Raw genomic sequence first — 19,461 nt, 5'->3', positions numbered from 1 at the left:
AGTTACTTTTTGAATATCTAATTTAGAATGGGATTTTTATTGCTAATGCTCTCACCCTGTTAAAAGCAATGAGAGCATTATATTCGGCATTTATTAAGCAACGCCAGGAATGGTGAAATCCATAATGAGTAATAACGTTGGTAAAATAAAAATAGATAAAACTGTTGATACAAAGAAAATACTTGACGCTTGTTCTTGCTCGACATTCCAATTATAAGCCAAAATAACAGCCGTTGATGCCGTTGGCATTGCTAATAAAAAGACCAGTTCTTCAGCTTCCATACCGGTAATACCAAATAAATACACAGAAATAAGCGCCACCACAGGTGTAATAAAACTTTTCAATATCACATTGATCATTAATGGTTTAGATAATGTTAATTTAACACCATGAATACCAACACCAACTGCAATAAGCGAAATAAAGTTACAAGCATTAGACATAATATCAAAGGTATTAAACACAAAATGAGGTAACCATTTTGTGCCATCGGTAACACTCACAATTAACCCTAAAATAACTGCTAAAAACATTGGCTTCATCAGTGAGTTTTTGACTGCACTAAATATCATATCACCAGTTACCTTACCACCAGACATTTTGGTATCACATAGCTCTAACAGAAATATTGTCATTGGAATCAATGATAACGCCACAACAAAATTAGCAATCGCAACTGAAATAGTAGAAGCCGCACCTAACATCAACGTTAAGAAAGGTACCCCCATTCCCCCCATGTTCGGAAAGCAGCACAACATAGTATTCATAGCCGTTGACTTTAAATCTTTATGTAATATGTACTTATTGGTTAAAAAACAAATTATCCATAAAAATGACATAGTACAGAAAAACGCAAACATCCAAATACCATTAAATATTTGCGAAGGTTTAGCATGCGAAGTATGCACAAAAAGTAACGCTGGGAAGACAAAGTTTGAGACAAGTCCTGATAATAATTTTTTAGCATCTTTTGTGAAGATCCCTTGTTGTACACATAACCAACCAAGAAAAATTAATAAAAAAACTGGAAGACACGAACTTACAACTTGCCCAACTGCAGACCAGATTAGATTCATTTTTTAAAACTCCTAAAATAATATTACTTAAAATACAAATTCGGTAATTGGCCGGTAACTTCAGATTAGATATTATATTTATAAACCGAAGCAAAATAACTGGGTAACAAAATCAAATATTTTTTATTACCTATAAAACGGCATTTTTTTCTTGAAACTGGATATTATTAATATGTTATTTCACACCGTGTATAATTGCTTAAAAACACGATTAATATGACAACCTTTAATTATATTTAAATGTAAAATATATAAACTTACAGATCATTATACTTACTCTTCTCGAACTTGTGTAAACCCCCCTTTCAGCTAGCTGTCCTAAAAACCCATAAAACCATTACAAATAGGTCTTATATTGATGAATAATTTATATTATTTCATTAAAAAACAAGGAATAAGCAAAAATAAAAAATGAGTGTTAAAGTATAGTAAAAATTAATATTGCGCTAAAAATTACCTAAATGCTGTTTTTTATAATGCGTTATTCGTTATAAAAAAACACACCTATCATAGTTAATAATTTGATTTAATTTATTTATATAGAATTGTTGCTGTAAAGCTTTATTGTTGATATTTATATAATGACAATGAATAAAGAAACAATATACGGTAAAGTTTGTTTCGAAAAAATCAATTAATGACTAACATAATGTAAATCATTTATTCGCTATTGTAAAATGAGTAATGCTACTTTGCGCTAATTTGACGATATAAGCATCTTACTTACTTATCATTTTTAATGCATCAGCAATAATTAGTGACACTCCTTATTTTTACAATTAAAACCCATCGTCTTTTATTCTTCATCGGCAAACGAACCTTCCCTTATTCTCAGACTGTTGGTAATTTCGCGCCAAATCACCATAAGTTGCTCTTCACTGTAGCTTGGAATATGGTTATCATGCGGTATTTTATAATGCATTTCTAACAGTAATCTCGGTTTTTTATAATTAGCCTTTTTAGAGAGATGAATTCCTAAGGTAAAAATATACCCTTCTCGCTTTCTTGGGTAATATTCATTATCATCGGAAAACAGCATTCCTTTCATTATTCGCTCTTCCATCACTAATTGATTGCTTTCTCGGGTGCCTTTATAGACAGTATGGGCATCACTATCTGGCGATGGTAGCATCGCGATATCGGGGACATCAAGTAGCGAAAAATTATAGGAATAATCATATAAATTAAAATCGATAGAAAAATCGTCACTCCCTTCATATCGGTATAAAAAGTACATATCCTTATATTCTTTTACCCCGCCATACATAAAACCATGAATAAAACAAAACCCTGGCTCAGTGGGGATGCTATAATCATCTCGCACACTAATGCGTTCAAACAGTTTATACATCTGTGCTAGTTTTTCAGGGACGTCATTATGATATCTATTTGGGTATTTTTTTCTTTTCTGATCATATCTATTGGCTAAACCATTGCGTGCTTTTATTTCAATTTTTAAAGCGACATCATCTTGCCAGCGATAACCTTCTAATATTCTAGCGACATCAGGGATAGCTATTTTTTCCATTCGTTCAAAAATAATACCCTGCATTATTTGTGGATTGCGGGTGGGCACGGGGTGAATGGTTTTTAAAAAATTTCCGTCAATTTCATCAACGGGTCGCGTATTTTTTAGTTCTTGCTCACGCAGGGCGATCATCTGTTTAAACGGCGGCAAATAGAGTTGTTCCGTTTTGATCGTGATTTTATTATTATAAGTATAATAAAACTCATTCGATTGAGGGGCTTTAAATTGTTTGGGCAGATCAATTAAGTAAACCCCCAGACAGCGGGTGGCGGTATTGTTTAGCAGTTGATCCACTTGTTGTTGCTGTTCGGGCGATAGGGTAAGGTGCCTAATATCTGAACGAGCACAGCGGTAAGCCACCAGTAAAGATATCATGGCTATAATTATTACCCCAATTAAAACCCATCGTCTTTTATTCTTCATCGGCAAACGAACCTTCCCTTATTCTCAGACTGTTGGTAATTTCGCGCCAAATCACCATAAGTTGCTCTTCACTGTAGCTTGGAATATGGTTATCCTGCGGTATTTTATAATGCATTTCTAACATTAATTGCGGTTTGTTATAATCGGCATCAGAGAGATGAATTCCTAAGGTAAAAATATACCCTTCTCGCTTTCTTGGGTAATATTCATTATCATCGGAAAACAGCATTCCTTTCATTATTCGCTCTTCCATCACTAATTGATTGCTTTCTCGGGTGCCTTTATAGACAGTATGGGCATCACTATCTGACGATGGCAACATCGCGATATCGGGGACATCAAGTAGCGAAAAATCATCTGAATCATCGTATAAATCAAAACTGATAGAAAAATCGTCACTCTCTTCATATTGGTATAAAAAGTACATATCCTTATCTTCTTCTACCCCGCCATGCATAAAACCATAAATAAAGCAAAAACCAGGCTCAGTGGGGAGGCTATAATCATCTCGCACACTAATATGTTCAAACAGTTTATACATCTGTGCTAGTTTTTCAGGAACGTCATTTCTATAGCTATTTGGGTAATCTTTTCTATCTTGATCATAACGACTGGCTGAGCCATTAGTCGCTTTTATTTCAATTTTTAAAGCAACATCATCTTGCCAGCGGTAACCTTCTAATATTCTAGCAAAATCGGGGGTAGTTATTTTTTCCATCCGTTCAAAAATAATACCCTGCATTATTTGTGAATTGCGAGTAGGCACGGGGTAAATGGTTTTTAAAAAAGTCCCGTCAATTGCATCAATGGGCCGCGTGTTTTTTAGTTCTTGCTCACGCAGGGCGATCATCTGTTTAAACGGCGGCAAATAGAGTTGTTCCGTTTTGATTGTAATATCATCATCAGTATAATAAAACTCATTCGATTGAGGGGCTTTAAATTGTTTGGGCAGATCAATTAAGTAAACCCCCAGACAGCGGGTGGCGGTATTGTTTAGCAGTTGATCCACTTGTTGTTGCTGTTCAGGCGATAGGGTAACCATACGTATATCCTTACTAAAATAGCGATAAGTCAAAAATAAAATAACCAGTAGTGTAATAATTAACACATAATGCTTGTTAGTCAGCCGTTGTTTGGGTTTCATCTTGTTTATTGACTTCAAGTAAAATGTCGACAATGGCGCGCAAAGTAAATTCTTGTGCGATCGCCTCTTTATAGGCCCCTTCATGATCAACCGGAATATGCATACGTGCTTTAATGCTTTCAATAGGAATTTCCCCTGAGCATTTGGGCACGGTGCTATCACCATTAGCTGTTGCGGGTTTAAGGGTATAGCGTTCGACAATATTGCCTATAGAATAGGTATAGTTGGCAGCTTGTTTTGTGTCGTAGTCCATAGTTTCTTTAACCTCTTCCCCGTTATTATTGTTTGTAGCCAAGGTTCGGCTTTCTAAGATTTCGCTTAAATCAAGCCGATTTTGATCGCCAATATGATTGCTTGCTGCGCTTTTAGCTTGAGATTTATAGCCTTTAATATATTGCCCTTGCCAGTGAGCAACATCATAGGTTAAAAACTCTTTTTTTATCTGTTGTTCATTATCATCAAGGCCATAAAACACATACGTATTGGGGTGATACTTATGGGCTATTTTTTCGTGAAACGTTTTAACATCTCTATTTATTAAATCTTCATATTTTTCCCAATCTTTTTGCATTTTTGCTAATTTTTTTTTACTGTTGCGTGGATTAATCAAGTGGGGTTCACAAACACACCACCAATCGTCTTTATTTAAATAAATCTCTTTATATGGATCGGATTTGGGGTAAGTTTTCGATTGACCTGCCGGATTGGTAATGGTTAACCAGCCCATACCATAATCAACACTGGGCAATAATTGCAAAGGGCCGGGGGATTGGCCTAAAACAGCGGTCATTTCGGCGGCATCTTTCCCCAATACTTCAGCCATAGGCCAGCTTGCTTCGTTACCGCGCTTCATTCGGGTATAGGCTGCCACAGCACCGGTTGAGGGCTGTACGCCATTAATTACGCCATAAACTTTATCTTGCCCATCTAATGCTTCCGTATAATAGCGAGCAACCAAGCCCCCCATAGAGTGGGTAACTACAATAACTTTATCGACAGTTCGTCCCTTTTTTTTATAAAAAGCAGGTATGGTTTGTTCCACTAAGGTTTTTAAGCGCGCAGCGCTGTCCGTAATCGATGCTAACCAGTTATAGCCCATCACATGAATGGGCAGGTCATAATTTTCACAAATATTTAGTTGATCATCGGTAAAGATTAATTCGGTTTTTGAACCTGCCGCTAAGGTAAACGACGGTTGTTTGGTTAAACTTTTTAGTTTGCTTGAAATCTGTCCACTTGTTTGAAATAAAAACAATTGAAAGTTTTCTAAAAAATTGCCATAACTTATGTAAGAAACGCTACCCCAACCACGTTCACGGCGGGTACCAAACCGTCTATTTTCAGGATGATTTTTAATGGTTTGATCTATTTGTTGTTGTAAGCTTTCATAGCTTAGGTCTGAACCTTCAGCCATGCCACACGTCTTAACCCAAAGAACCTGATTACTTGCAGCATCAACCACTTCGCCACGATCATCAACTTCGGTTTTTTTGGGATCTAATTTCTTTTTTCTTGCTTCGGCATCGCCCATTTTCCATAAAAGCCATGGTAATGCGCTAAATTCACTGTCTAAACGCCAAACTTGTTTATTTGTTTTCTTATCCTTTAAATTACTGCCCATTACCCCCGGTAGAAAAATAATCGGAACAAGCTTGCGCTCTTTTTCAATATGAATGTCGGTAATATTATTGTTTGAAGATGGCATTGTATTAAAAGCATAACGTTGCTGGTTGCTATTTTCGGTCATTTCAATCCATATCCTTTTTATTTTATTACACTAATTTTTGGTGAGTGATTAGCTGCAATATCGTTTTATGGTCAAATTGCACAACACATAGCTGTTCATAAAAATGGCTATCAATGCAATTGCTAGCTAATGCTAACGCAAAATATTTAGTTAATTCAGTTGGTTTGGCAAAAGTTAAATCGATATTGTGAATAAGTTGTTGGTTGTATTGGTCATCATCATTATCATTGTTATCAATCCCCCATGTATTAATAGTAATGGCTAAAGCTGTACGGTTTTTTCTATCTAATCCTGATACCCAAATATCTTTAATATCGGTGACCGGTAGTTGGGTATAAGTAACCAGTTGTGTTAGATCTGCCGATAGATCCTGTTCTGCAACCATTAATCGCCCTAACCACGCTTTAGCTTGTAACTTTTGATTGTCAATCAATGTTGTGCCACCAATTAGTAACGCACTGATAAACTTACTGTGATGGTGGTAAGAGGTATCGTTATATTGGCAAGTTAGAATAAGCGATAATTCGATATCATCAGTATGTTGATATAATTCTGCAATCCAAACGTTATAATCCATAATAGGCTCAACACGTAAACGCCAATGTGTAAAGATTGCCTCGGTTAAATCCTCATCATCCATAAGTGATTGAGGTAAATAGATATGGCTTAAATATTTACGATAATTTGGGCATTGTTGCTCTAGATTTTGCATAACTTCATTTAAAAACCAAAAAGGTTTATTTGATGCTGTGGAGTTAAATAGTGGCCGTGCTTTAGCAGGATAAAGCGGCATCTGTTTAGGATCACCAATTAAAGTTTGGACGCCATTTGGCTCTGCACAAATAACATGGCTAGCAAAAATAGGAATTTGTACTTTGCTCCATGCTTGCCAATGTTGTGTTGATTCTTCATTAACTTTAGCTAGTTCTTCATTATAAATGTCGTTAAAGTAACTACTATTTATTTTTATAGCTAGCATTAAAAGCCAAATAATCAGTGGCAATATAACAGAAAAAAACCAAAATATTGCCTGATTAGTACCATTATAAAACAATACAGTAAGAGCAAAACCCATAAATATAAGGGGTATTATATTTATGAACAACAAATATGAAGTGTATTTTATTGGTTGTTGTTTTGGCTCTAATAATTTAGGAATATTCCAACCCATTAGTCATATCCTTCTAAATATGCTTCATCTTTGTTAAACAATCTTTGTTAAACAACATTTGTTAAACAATAAAAATTAGCCTAGCCAGTTATTTTATTCTGGCTCAATAACGATGGTGACCGATTCAGCAAATTGGCTATACTGTTCTGGCAATTTGCCATTTTCATCAGTTACTGTTTCAATTTCGCTATTATCTGCACGAATAATTTTTACTTTGCGATTTTTTACTGGTTGATTACTACCTTGCCAAAGTAGCCGTGAATTAAATATATAATTACTGCTTTTCAGTTTATTAGACATTTGGCTTAAACTATCTGGACCAACTTTTTGTAATGTTGCACAACGACAAAATATGTTGTCTGGTGCGGCAATATCGATCGAACCATCAGCTAAGCGAATATAAGCCCCACCACAAGTTAAAATCATCTCTTTTTTTGCCGAAATGATAGTGCGACCTTCATAACTCACCATGCTAAGATCTTTTTGCGCACTTAATGACATTTCGTCACGCTGTGCCTGAATGTCGACTTTGCCTTTAGACGCAATTAATTTGATCCCTAGCTTTTGTGCAAAAAGGCTGATGATTTCGCCCGCAGCCACAGTAAATTTTTTTAAGACACTGATATCAGTATGTTGATGACTTGATAGCATTAAGTTTTCACCAGCCGTAATCTGAATGCTTTCTGGTGTAACTTGTGCAATGCCTTTTTTTGATGACATCAAAATAGACGCTTGATTTAGCTCTTGAAGTGATTCGTTTAATAATGTTTTTTGTGTTTCTAAGTCGGCTAACTCTGCTTCGGCTTGTTTAGCTGCATGTTGTAATGCACTGACCATATTAATCGCTTTATCAAGCTGTTCTTTTGCTTCTTGCATATTCAGTTGAATATTTTGCGCTTTATATTGTGCATCGGTTGTAATAAAAAGCCCTTTAGCAGCGCGTAATGCTCCCCATTCATCAGTGCGTAATTCAAAACCTTCACCACGTTGTTTTTTTTCATTATCAACTAAGTGCCCCATGTTAAGTTGAGTTTTACCATATTCGGTGGCAAGTTTGATATGCTCTTGCCCCCGCTTATCATCCATGCGTAGCTTATTATTTGCTGGCGTACGAATCACATTACGGTGTTTATTAATAGTTGAAACAAGATCTGGGTGGGCGCTATCGTGCATTGCATGGGCAATATAGGGTCTATCAGGGTTACCATTCATGAAAGCAATAGCAACTTCTGTACCATCAATCAGCGGAAAGTGAAAGCCATAGGTATCTCCTGAATAGGGCTTGGCCAACCTTACCCATACGCTTTCCTCGCCTTTTTTCCACTCTTTTAAGTCAAAGTTAAACTTAACACGATAGCGACCTTGAGTATCAATATAACCGTAAGTATCATTATCTGGACTCGTCACTCTAGCGGGTAATGTGCCGCTCACTTGTGGCCAAGGTAAAGGCGCTGGACGATAAGGTTTAAGTGCATTGTAAGGAATTGCGGTAAAATCCATTTGGTAATGTTTGGTGCGATCGCCTGAGCAATGCGTTGATATGATAATAATGCCTTCATTGATTTCTTGAATAGGACAATCTTTAATAATAAGGCGCTGTCCTGGCGTTAGTTGGTAATCATTACATTTTCCAGAAATAATTAGCTGCTCGGAAATATAGTATTGGTGACGAATATTGGCATACCAATTGCCACTTTCTATGATTTGCTTATCGCCTAGTTTTTTATGATGCTCTTCGTATCGATAATATTCACCACGAGTTGTTAGGTCTTTTGGCTGGCTATTGGCATCGGTATGGAGGCTATCATTAGCGGTTCGGTAGTTATAGTCGTTAACACTGACTTGATTTGGTTTAGTTTTACTACTAAATTGTAAATGCCAAACACTATGCTGGTAACTATCATTTAATCCGCTAGGCTCTTTAATAACAAGCGAGCCAATATCTTGAAAACCTTGCTCGTAATCACTAATGATTATGGTTTCACAATTGTATTTGGGATGGGTGTCAAAGTAAAAATAAACACCTATATCGGCAAGTAACCTTTTTATAAATGAGAGATCAGACTCTTGCCACTGGACAATAAATTCCCTAGCTGGGTAAATATCTTTTAACTTAAAGCTAAAATCAATACCGATAAAACCGTTAGCACGCAGTACTTCTTCGACAACGTCTATAACACTCTTGTTTTGAAAAATTGCACATTGTCGATTATTTTCAAGTAATGCCATTCTAGGTTCAAGCACAATTCGGTAACAAGCTTGCTCTTTGTTCATTGATACCAAATTGAATTCGGTAATGACCCCATAAAGTGTTCTGGTTTTCTCAAGCGGGTCAAGTAAACCTAGTTTACTTATTTTACTTAGTAATGGTGATAAATTTTGTGGGTGAAATGTCAATGATGCCGATTGGCTTAGCATAGAATCAATTGAAAGCGGTTTGCTTGAACTGTTAAAACTAGCACTGTTAAAACTAACAATGTATTTCCACGGTTGATTTAATGCCTCTAAACCTTCAACTGATAATACGGAAATGTCTAATGATGCACCTAAAGCGTCAATTGATAACGAATAATGATTAAGCGCAGTATCCCCTTTCATAGAAGAAAGGTTTGTTGTAAGCATCTTCTTCACATCCATTTTTATTTCCTCGTTTAATTTTATAACATTTTGTAAATTCCTTTATATTCATACAATTAATTTAGAATTTATATATAAAATAATTACTTATTATTCGAGTTTTTAATCAGCTAATTTTTTATATTTAGCAAAATTTAGCGATTAACTGAAAATGGTTATCAAGTATTCATATGTTAAAATTGTACACATAAATAAAATATTTTAAATAGGCTATTTTAAACTTTTTATAAATTTAGTTATGAGCCCATATTCACAATCGAGTTACGAAAACGTTTTAACGCAATTAAAAAAAATACTGTACCAATTGCTAATAACCACGCATAAGACGTCCAAACAACACTTAACCCCGCTCCGCGATACAAAATAGCCTGCCCTAATTCAACAAAGTGTGTAGTTGGAGCAAATAGCATAATATTTTGTACAATTTCGGGCATACTTTCACGCGGGGTACTACCACCAGACAGCATTTGCAGTGGTAACAGAATTAAAATAAGTAACATTGCAAATTGCGCTGTTGATTTTGCAACCGTTGCCATGAAAATACCTAGTGATGTTGTCACAAATAAGTGTAGCGCTGCCCCGATTAAAAATAAGGTTACCGAACCTGCAATTGGCACATTTAACCAGCTATGCACCACAAGTAATAAGGCTATCCACGTTGATATTAATACCACAAGCCCCATCGACCATACTTTTGATATCATAATTTCAAATGGAGTCACTGGCATGGCAAGGAGATGATCAATGGTTCCATGCTCGCGCTCTTTCATTAAGGCGGCACCTGTTAAAATAATGGATAAAGTGGTCACTATGTTAATAATTTCCATAACTGAACCAAACCAAGATCGTGTTAAATTAGGGTTAAAAACGGTGCGCACTTGTATATTAACGGGTAAATTAGTTGCTTGACTATAACGATTTACATATTCGGTTACTTCACCTGTGATAATTTGTGTGATGTAGCCATTACCAACAAAAGCTTGTCCCATTCGTGTTGCATCAATATTTAGCTGAATGTTTGGACTTTGGTTATTGAGCACATCGCGCTGAAAATTAGGGGGGATATTTAAAGCAAATGTAAAGTTATCGGTATCCATGCCATGATCGACTTCATTCATTGAATTTAATTTAACAGGATGATTAAACATTGGCGGATAAAACGCGGCAATTATTTGTCTCGATAAAGGCGAATCATCTTCGTCAACCACTGCTATAGAAGCATGATTTAGGGAATCAGAGGTTGCGGTTGCAGCAATATAAATATCAAAAGTAAAGCAATAGGCAATCAATAATAGCATGATCGGATCACGCAATAATCCCCATAATTCTTTAATCCCTAAACGATAAATATTAGTTAAACTTTGCATAATATCTACCCTTCTTGCTTTTTGAGAAGAAAAATACTTGTGCCAAGCACAATAGGTATTGTGAGCAATAAAACCAATATTGAATTATGCAACTCTATAAAACTAAGTGCTTTATTAAACACACCACGAGCAATAATTAGCATATGCGTTGTTGGGTAAACTTCACCTATATAGCGTCCACCCCCTTCTAATGAGGTGATAGGATTAAGTAATCCTGAAAATTGAATTGCCGGTAACATGGTTCCCACGCAAGTTAGGAAGATAACGGCAATTTGGCTACGGGTGACAGTTGAAGCCAATAAACCTAATCCTGTTGCAATAATACAATAAGCAAATGCTGCTAGGCACAAAGTAAACAGGCTTCCTTTTATGGGAACACCAAAAATAGTGACTGCCATAACGAGTAGTAATAAAAAACTGAACATTGAAATAATGATATAAGGTACTTGTTTTCCCAATAAAAATTCAGCTTTAGTTACTGGTGTCACATATAAATTGATAATCGATCCCATCTCTTTTTCACGTACAACAGATAAAGCCGCTAACATCGATGGGATCATTAATAATAAAATAGGTATTACCGCTGGTACCATTGCTGGTAAACTTTTAACATCTGGATTATAACGGTACCTTGCTTCTATATTTGCAAGGCTAGTTGAGACTTGCCCTGTTGTCTCTTTGACTTTTTCGCTTAACCACGCAAGATGCATACCTTGAACGTAGCCTTTAATGGTTTCAGCGCGCAAAGGCATTGCACCATCAATCCAAATTGCAATATCAACAGGATCACCTCGTTGTATATCTCGTCCAAAATTCGGTGGGATTTCAATCGCTAGAGCAATATCATTACTGCGTAATCGTGCATCCATGTTGTTATAGTCAGTAATTGGTTCCCTTTCAATAAAATATCGTTTAGAGCCCGATAAATTAAGAGTATAGTTTTTACTGATTATACTTTGATCCCGATCAAGTACAGCAAAACGTAAGTCTTCAACATCCATGGTAATGCCATATCCCATAACCAACATTAAAATGGCTGAACCTAATAAAGCTAATAAAGCACGCAAAGGATCTCGAGATAATTCTAGTGTTTCACGCCATATACACCCTATCATACGTCTGGTGCTAAATCCTTGGAAAGATTGCTTTGCTGATATTTCAGTAGCATGATTAGTTGTTGTTTTCGGCGTTTCAACCAATTGTTCTTCACTATGACTATTATCAGCTCCAGCATCAACAAGATAACGAATAAAGGCTTCTTCTAATGTGTTAGCCTTTTTTGCGCTAATTATATTATCTGGTGTATCACTCGCTAACACTTTACCCGCATGCATTAAAGAAATTCTATCGCATCTAGCTGCTTCGTTCATAAAGTGAGTTGTGATAAACACGGTGACTTTATCTTTTCTAGAAAGCTCGATAATTAAACGCCAAAAATCATCACGGGCAATGGGATCAACGCCTGATGTAGGCTCATCAAGAATAAGGATCTGTGGATTATGTACAACAGCAACTGATAATGAGAGTCGTTGCTTTACCCCTAAAGGTAAGCTATCGGGTAGATTTTGTGACTCTTGTTCTAAGCCAAAACGTTTAAGCAGTTCTTCAACTCGAGTGGGGATTTTACTTTCCTCAAGACCAAACAAGCGCGCATGTAATACCAAATTTTGTTCAACGGTTAACTCATTATATAAAGAAAAAGCTTGAGACATGTAACCTAAATGCCGTCTAACGTTAATATCACTGGCATCAATTGGTTTGCCAAATAGCCAAGCCTCTCCTGATGAGATCGGCAATAATCCCGTTAGCATTTTCATGGTTGTCGATTTACCACAACCATTTGAGCCTAAAAAACCAAATATCTCACCTTGTTTAATTGAAAAATTAACATGATCAACGGCAATAAAGTTGCCAAATTGTTTAGTTAAATTTTTGGCTTCTATTGCTATTTGTAAATCTTGATTAACATCTAAAGGAGGAATTTCAACAGCTTGATAAGCTTGTTTGGCACTTTCAGGCATTAACTGAATAAAGGCATCATCTAAATTATCTTTATTTGTTTGAGATAATAATGATTTTGGTGTGCCTGTTTCCAGAATCTTTCCACCATACATTGCCACCAACCAATCAAAGTTTTGCGCTTCATCCATATAGGCGGTTGCCACAATCACGCTCATTTGTGGCCTTTGTTTACGAATTTTATTAATCAATTGCCAAAATTGAGCTCGAGAAAGCGGATCAACCCCTGTTGTAGGCTCATCCAAAATTAATAAATCAGGATCATGAATTAATGCAGAACATAAGCTCACTTTTTGCTTCATACCGCCAGATAAGCGCCCTGCGGGTCTTGATAAAAAAGGATATAATCCAGTACTATGGGTTAACTCATCAATACGGCGCCTGCGCTCTGCGGCATCATTCCCAAATAAACGAGCAAAAAATTGTAAATTTTCTTCTACTGATAATGTAGGATACAGATTTTTACCTAACCCTTGTGGCATATAGGCAATTCGGGTACACACATTTTTACGGTGTGATTTATCCTTCATATCACCATCTAATACATAAACAGAACCGTCTTGAATAACATGAGCACCAGCAATGAGCGATAATAAACTCGATTTACCCACACCATCAGGGCCAATAAATCCAACCATACAACGCGGTGGAATCAAAAGATTAATATTATCAAGCGCACAGTTTTTTTTGTAGTGTAGCGTTACATTACTTACTTTTACTACTGCATCATCAAGGGATTTAGTTTCGTTAAGTAAAGCTAAATCCTTATTGTCTGAATCTGACATATGCTGTCTCCAATTATTTTGTTGGACATTTTGCAACATCAGATAAGCCGGCTGGCCATGGTGTATTCGTATCTAACCTAACCCAAGCAATGCCTGGTAATCCCGTTTTAACTTGAGAAATAAAGCATTTTAATAATTGAGGATCTAATTGTGCTTTAACTCTAAACATCAATTTTTGACGTTCATCTTTTGTTTCAACTGTTTTTGGCGTAAATTGAGCAACACTTGATACAAATGATATTTTGGCTGAAATCGCTTTATCGGGTAAAGCATCAAGAACCAGTCTTACTTCGTCACCAATACCAACTTTACCAGCGACTGTTTCTGGCAAAAAGAATGTTAAATAAACGTCGGACAGATTAACAAGATTCAATACCTTACCACCTGAAGGTAAAACTTCCCCCAGTTGCGCAATACGATATTGAATACGTCCATCAACAGGAGCAATTAAGGTGCTGTCATTAATATTCGCTTGAATTTCATTGATATTTGCCTGCGCAACTTCAATCGCCGCATCGGCAGTGGTAACTTGTGATTTAGCTGAATCTAACACCGCCTTTGCACTATTGACTTTAGCGGTATCATCATCAAATTGCTGAACCGAAATCGCCCCTTTTTGATAAAGTTCTTGAGTACGTTGTAAATGTTTATTAGCAATATCCAAATCACTCTCTTTTTGAGTAACAGCCGCTAAAGCAACAACTTTATCACTCATAGCTTGTCGATGTTGAGCTTGGGCTTCATTTAATTGTGCTTGTAAGGTATCAGTTTGCATAACCACTAGTGGTTGTCCTACCTTGACAAAATCGCCTTCATCAACGTTAATTTTTTCGATTCTACCCGCTAGTTTAGTTGAAATATTGATTTCCGTTGCTTCAATACGCCCATTACCACTAATAAAATTCGAGCCATATCCATCAGTTTTTAACTGCTGCCATAAAATGAAAACGATAGCAACAACCACAACAGCAATAATAACCCATTTTCTGCTTATTTGTTTCATGAATAACACCTTTTTAACACGGTTTATAACAAATCTAAACGAAGTAACAAATCGTTATAGGGCATTTACTTGTATTGGTTAAATAATAGCAAATGTTTATAACAAATAAAATCTGTTCATAAAACAAACGCAATAAAAGCTAAAAACTTATAGCATGTGAAATACTTTAATATTTTCTTAAATAACAATAATATTGTTATATATGTAGCGGTGTAGATATATCTATCATTATTTAATATTTCGAATATAATCTTTTAACAATATAAGGATGTAAAATAGAAACTGGCAACATATATAATTTACCCCAAATATTATGATTTTTAACTGAGGCAATTAAATATAATGTATTTTTATTTGAATTATCGTGCTCATCTATAACAATAATGCAGACACAAACATCCAAATGGGAATCTTTTACAACTAATGTAAGTTTATTGTCGGTTTCCTCTGTAATAGTAAAAAAATGAACTATATTGTTTAAATTTGAATCATGATTCTCTTTTCGAGAACGGCTAAAACCGTTAATAGGCTTAATACCAACTGCTTTCACTAAACAATCCCTTATTCTAAAGAGTATTTCTAACCATTTAGGTTGGTGAGATGTCATTATTTCATAGGCTTGATATGCGGTCAGATTTTTAGAAATCGCTTTTTTCTGGTAATCTAAGTAATCTATTTCATTTGCAATTAAAGTAGCATTACTCGGCAATATCTGGCGTGTTTTTTTAATATTTTCTTGTTTTCTGCTCATATGATTAATATTTTTAGTTAACAAAATAGCAGGTTATAATCGCACAAAATACCAACAATAAATTCGTAAATCAATAGAAAACAAGCTACCTTAGTTAAGAATACAACAATCGTTTCTTAGTCATTATACATATGACTTTAATTAGAAATAGCGTTACTTATAATTAATATCTCAATAGATTAAATGGTCAATTGAAAAACCATGGTAATTTATATGCAAACACGAATGTAAATGTTATGCTTACAGTATTAAAAATAGATAACTTCAAACTACTATTTAAAGGGGGATTTTATGTTTCTGCCTTCTTTTTTAACACTTTATAACAAATTTAGTTTTCCCCCCCAATAATGAGCAATGTTACTAATGAAAAAGTTACTAATGAAAAATTAGGTTATTCTAACCAACAGCTCATCAAGAAAGTAGCTACTTATGATTATTGTTCTGTTTGCTTCATTTCTAACTTTCCCATTTAGGTTATCAAACAACTTAAATGCTAAATTAAATAAAGATTATTATAAGAAGTAAAGGAGTTGTATTTTGATATTACAAATTATATTGATGATTATCATTGCCTATCTTGGGGGATCACTTTCTGGTGCCATGATTATCAGCCGAATCATGCATTTGCCTGATCCTTCTGAACATGGCTCACATAACCCCGGTGCAACCAATATTTTACGATTAAATGGCAAATTACCCGCTATTTTTGTTTTAATTTTTGATATGTTGAAAGGTGCCATTCCCGTTTATATAGCTTATCGGCTTGGAGTGACACCTTTCTTTTTAGGGATTATTGGTATTTTTGCTTGTTTAGGACATATCTTTCCCTGTTTTTTTCATTTTCGTGGTGGCAAAGGCGTTGCAACTGCCTTAGGTATGATGATTCCAATAGGTTTTGATTTTACAGGTTGTTTTATTCTGACTTGGTTACTAGCGCTATTGATTACTGGCTATTCATCCGTGGCTGCGATTGTTGGCTTTCTTATGGCACCTTTTTATGTTTGGCTATTTAGACCTGAGCTTACTTTACCCGTTTCTATGCTTTCATGTTTGATTATTATTCGCCATAATAGTAATATTGCACGCCTTTTAAAAGGTGATGAATTAAAAAGTTATCATCGTGCAAAAATAAAAAATGACTAAAATCTATCAATAAATAAGTATAGATTTAACAATTTATTATGTAAATTGTTGTCAGCTAAGTACTATTGTACCTACGAATTTGCCTACAATTTTTCAATTTTCACCAACATTAAATACACCTTTAAAATAATTCTTATTTAATAGATTATTGAAAATAAGGTATTATTAACCTAACAATTTAAATCTGCGAGAAATAGATTAATTCATGCAAATAAGTCCATTACTAGAATCTCTTATGGAAGCACTGCGTTGTTTACCTGGTGTTGGTCCAAAATCAGCACAACGAATGGCCTTTCATTTATTACAACGAAATCGACAAGGCGGTATTAAATTGGCTCATGAATTGCATGAGGCAATGATAAATATAGGCCATTGTAAAGAGTGTCGAACATTCACCGAGCAAAATATTTGTTCTATTTGTAAAAATGCTCGCCGTCAAAGTAGCGGACAGCTTTGTGTGGTCGAAACACCAGTTGATATCGTTGCCATTGAACAAACTGGGCAGTATAGTGGTCGTTATTTTGTATTATTAGGCCACTTATCACCATTAGATGGTATCGGCCCTAACGACATTGGCCTTGATTTATTAAAAATCAAACTAGCATCAGAACCAATTAATGAAGTCATTTTAGCCACTAATCCAACCGTTGAAGGCGATGTGACAGCTAATTACATTGCACAAATGTGCGCAGAGTTTAATGTAACAGCAACTCGAATTGCTCATGGTGTACCAGTTGGTGGTGAACTCGAAATGGTTGATGGTACAACACTTTCTCATTCATTTATTGGTCGTCAAAAAATAGAGTTTTAGTGTGACTTGATCTCGTGGCCTAGTTTATCATATAGCATATTAGTTATGTGATTAGTTAGTTATATGATAGTTAGTTATGCGATGGTTAGCTAGACCATAATAATTATGCAAAGAGGATAAATATGAAATATAAAGCCGTTGCCTTTGATATGGATGGTACATTACTTACCAGTAATCGTTTAGTTCTGCCAGAAACAGCCAATATGATCAAAAAAATAAGCGATCAAGGTGTAAAAGTGATTTTAGTTTCAGGGCGCCATCATTCTGTAATTTATCCTTATTATTACCAACTTAACTTATCGACGCCAGCAATTTGCTGTAATGGCTCTTATCTTTACAATTTTGAAAATGAGCAATTGTTTGCGGGAAAACCAATGACAAAAGATCAAGCAAAAACATTATTGGAGTTAGTTAATCAGTATAAGATACATACTTTAATTTATACTGATCAATCGATGACTTATGAAGTTCTTGATGATCATCTTGAAAGTTTTTTTAAGTGGGTTAATACACTACCCACCTTTTTACAACCAGAAATCAAAAAAGTGAATAGCTTTGAAAAACTGATAGATGAATCTGCCTCAATTTTCAAATTTGCCACAAGTAGCCATAATATATCTGCATTGCAACAGTTTTCAAATGCAGTAGAGGCATTAGATATGTTTTCATGTGAATGGTCTTGGTCAAATAGAGCGGATGTTGCAGTGAAAGGCAATACCAAGGGTAATGGTTTAACGCATTGGGCAGAACACGAAAATATTGATCTAAGTGAAATAATTGCTTTTGGCGATAGTTATAATGACATCAGTATGTTATCTGTTGCTGGATTAGGAATTGCAATGGGGAATGCTGATGATGAAGTGAAAGCTAAAGCAAGTTATGCCATTGGCGATAATAATAGCCCAAGCATCGCAATAGAACTAGAAAAACTCTTTTTATAATTGATTAGTTAGTAATAATAAAATATGTTTGAAATTATTTACCAAGATGACAATCTAATCGCTATTAACAAGCCATCTGGTTGGCTTGTACATCGCAGTTGGCTAGATAAACATGAAACGGTTGTTGTTATGCAAACTTTGCGAGATCAGATAGGTCAACATGTGTTTCCCGTTCATCGGCTTGATCGACCAACATCAGGAGTACTATTATTTGCGCTCTCTAGCGATATAGCACGAATAATGTCTGAACAATTTGCAACGAAGCAAATTGAAAAAACTTATTATGCCATTGTGCGAGGTTACGTGGAAGGTGAAGCTATAATCGATTATCCTTTAGTTGAGGAATTAGATAAAATCGCCGATAAATTTTCTGATAAAAACAAGCCAGCACAAAATGCAGTGACTTTTTACCGAGGTATTAGCAAAATTGAAATACCCATTAAAGTGAGGAAATTTGATAGCGTAAGATACAGTTTTGTCGAATTAAAACCACAAACAGGTCGTAAACATCAATTAAGACGCCATATGAAACATATTTTTCACCCTATTTTAGGGGACAGTAAACACGGCGACCTTCATCAAAACCGAGCATTTGCTGATTATTTCGGTATTAAACGATTAATGCTTCATGCCCATACACTGAAAATCACACACCCTATTGAACAAAAGCAAGTAATATTAAAAGCTACGCTCGATCCTAATTGGCAAAATATCTTATTAAATTTCAAATAACCATTTTTGTGCTTTAATGAAATTGCTTTTTTTTTAGGTAATTACATAGTATCATTTTTGTCACTTTCCTTAGATGCCATTTTTTAATTTATCTACATTTTTATTTTATCTAGGAAAGCACTTATAAATTTAAATAAATCTATAATAGGAATGAAAATGAAAACAATTATTAAATTTTTTAG

The 19,461-nt window shown here is 35.2% G+C and carries 14 protein-coding genes; 4 read left to right on the top strand and 10 right to left on the bottom strand.

Going from position 1 to position 19,461, the window contains the following annotated elements:
• Positions 1-93: 93 nt before the first annotated feature.
• From A9G28_RS07920 to A9G28_RS07875, 10 genes are all read right to left on the bottom strand, one after another.
• On the bottom strand, positions 94-1,077 hold the full coding sequence (locus tag A9G28_RS07920) for an AEC family transporter (protein WP_065580310.1): 984 nt from the start codon (positions 1,075-1,077) through the stop codon (positions 94-96).
• A gap of 796 nt (positions 1,078-1,873) precedes the next feature.
• Positions 1,874-3,028 (bottom strand): T6SS immunity protein Tli4 family protein, encoded by a 1,155-nt coding sequence (locus A9G28_RS07915; RefSeq protein ID WP_065580309.1) that lies wholly within the window; start codon positions 3,026-3,028, stop codon positions 1,874-1,876.
• Positions 3,018-4,070, bottom strand: coding sequence for a T6SS immunity protein Tli4 family protein (locus A9G28_RS07910; protein ID WP_065580308.1), 1,053 nt, complete (start codon positions 4,068-4,070; stop codon positions 3,018-3,020). Before A9G28_RS07910 ends, A9G28_RS07915 begins: the two co-directional genes overlap by 11 nt.
• Before the next feature lie 76 nt (positions 4,071-4,146).
• Positions 4,147-5,919 (bottom strand): esterase/lipase family protein, encoded by a 1,773-nt coding sequence (locus tag A9G28_RS07905; protein ID WP_065580307.1) that lies wholly within the window; start codon positions 5,917-5,919, stop codon positions 4,147-4,149.
• A gap of 25 nt (positions 5,920-5,944) precedes the next feature.
• Positions 5,945-7,090 carry a hypothetical protein gene (locus tag A9G28_RS07900; RefSeq protein WP_065580306.1) on the bottom strand — a complete coding sequence of 382 codons (1,146 nt, stop codon included), beginning with the start codon at positions 7,088-7,090 and terminating at the stop codon, positions 5,945-5,947.
• Positions 7,091-7,183: 93 nt separating this feature from the next.
• Positions 7,184-9,727, bottom strand: coding sequence for a type VI secretion system Vgr family protein (locus tag A9G28_RS07895; RefSeq protein ID WP_081301540.1), 2,544 nt, complete (start codon positions 9,725-9,727; stop codon positions 7,184-7,186).
• A 236-nt stretch (positions 9,728-9,963) separates the two neighbouring features.
• A complete protein-coding gene (locus A9G28_RS07890; protein WP_065566834.1) occupies positions 9,964-11,094 on the bottom strand; it encodes an ABC transporter permease in 1,131 nt (376 codons plus the stop codon).
• A gap of 5 nt (positions 11,095-11,099) precedes the next feature.
• A complete protein-coding gene (gene rbbA / locus A9G28_RS07885; RefSeq protein WP_065580305.1) occupies positions 11,100-13,898 on the bottom strand; it encodes a ribosome-associated ATPase/putative transporter RbbA in 2,799 nt (932 codons plus the stop codon).
• Positions 13,899-13,911: 13 nt separating this feature from the next.
• Positions 13,912-14,901, bottom strand: a complete 990-nt coding sequence (locus tag A9G28_RS07880; RefSeq protein ID WP_065566833.1) for an HlyD family secretion protein — start codon at positions 14,899-14,901, stop codon at positions 13,912-13,914.
• Positions 14,902-15,133: 232 nt separating this feature from the next.
• The gene (locus A9G28_RS07875) at positions 15,134-15,652 is read right to left on the bottom strand and encodes a DUF2867 domain-containing protein (protein WP_141674715.1); all 519 of its coding nucleotides are present in this window, start codon (positions 15,650-15,652) and stop codon (positions 15,134-15,136) included.
• 558 nt (positions 15,653-16,210) lie between these two features.
• Between A9G28_RS07875 and plsY the strand changes: the two genes are divergently transcribed.
• From plsY to truC, 4 genes are all read left to right on the top strand, one after another.
• Positions 16,211-16,795 (top strand): glycerol-3-phosphate 1-O-acyltransferase PlsY, encoded by a 585-nt coding sequence (plsY, locus tag A9G28_RS07870; RefSeq protein WP_065580304.1) that lies wholly within the window; start codon positions 16,211-16,213, stop codon positions 16,793-16,795.
• Positions 16,796-17,000: 205 nt separating this feature from the next.
• On the top strand, positions 17,001-17,606 hold the full coding sequence (gene recR / locus A9G28_RS07865; RefSeq protein ID WP_065566831.1) for a recombination mediator RecR: 606 nt from the start codon (positions 17,001-17,003) through the stop codon (positions 17,604-17,606).
• 122 nt (positions 17,607-17,728) lie between these two features.
• Complete coding sequence (locus A9G28_RS07860; RefSeq protein ID WP_065580303.1) at positions 17,729-18,547, top strand: pyridoxal phosphatase; 819 nt, start codon at positions 17,729-17,731, stop codon at positions 18,545-18,547.
• Positions 18,548-18,571: 24 nt separating this feature from the next.
• On the top strand, positions 18,572-19,279 hold the full coding sequence (truC, locus tag A9G28_RS07855; RefSeq protein WP_065566829.1) for a tRNA pseudouridine(65) synthase TruC: 708 nt from the start codon (positions 18,572-18,574) through the stop codon (positions 19,277-19,279).
• Positions 19,280-19,461 lie beyond the last annotated feature (182 nt).

The sequence above is a fragment of the Gilliamella sp. Fer1-1 genome (assembly GCF_001690825.1).
Taxonomy (GTDB): domain Bacteria; phylum Pseudomonadota; class Gammaproteobacteria; order Enterobacterales; family Orbaceae; genus Gilliamella; species Gilliamella apicola_C.
Note: the sequence above shows the minus strand (reverse complement) of the source record. Positions and strands in the feature narration are given on the sequence as shown.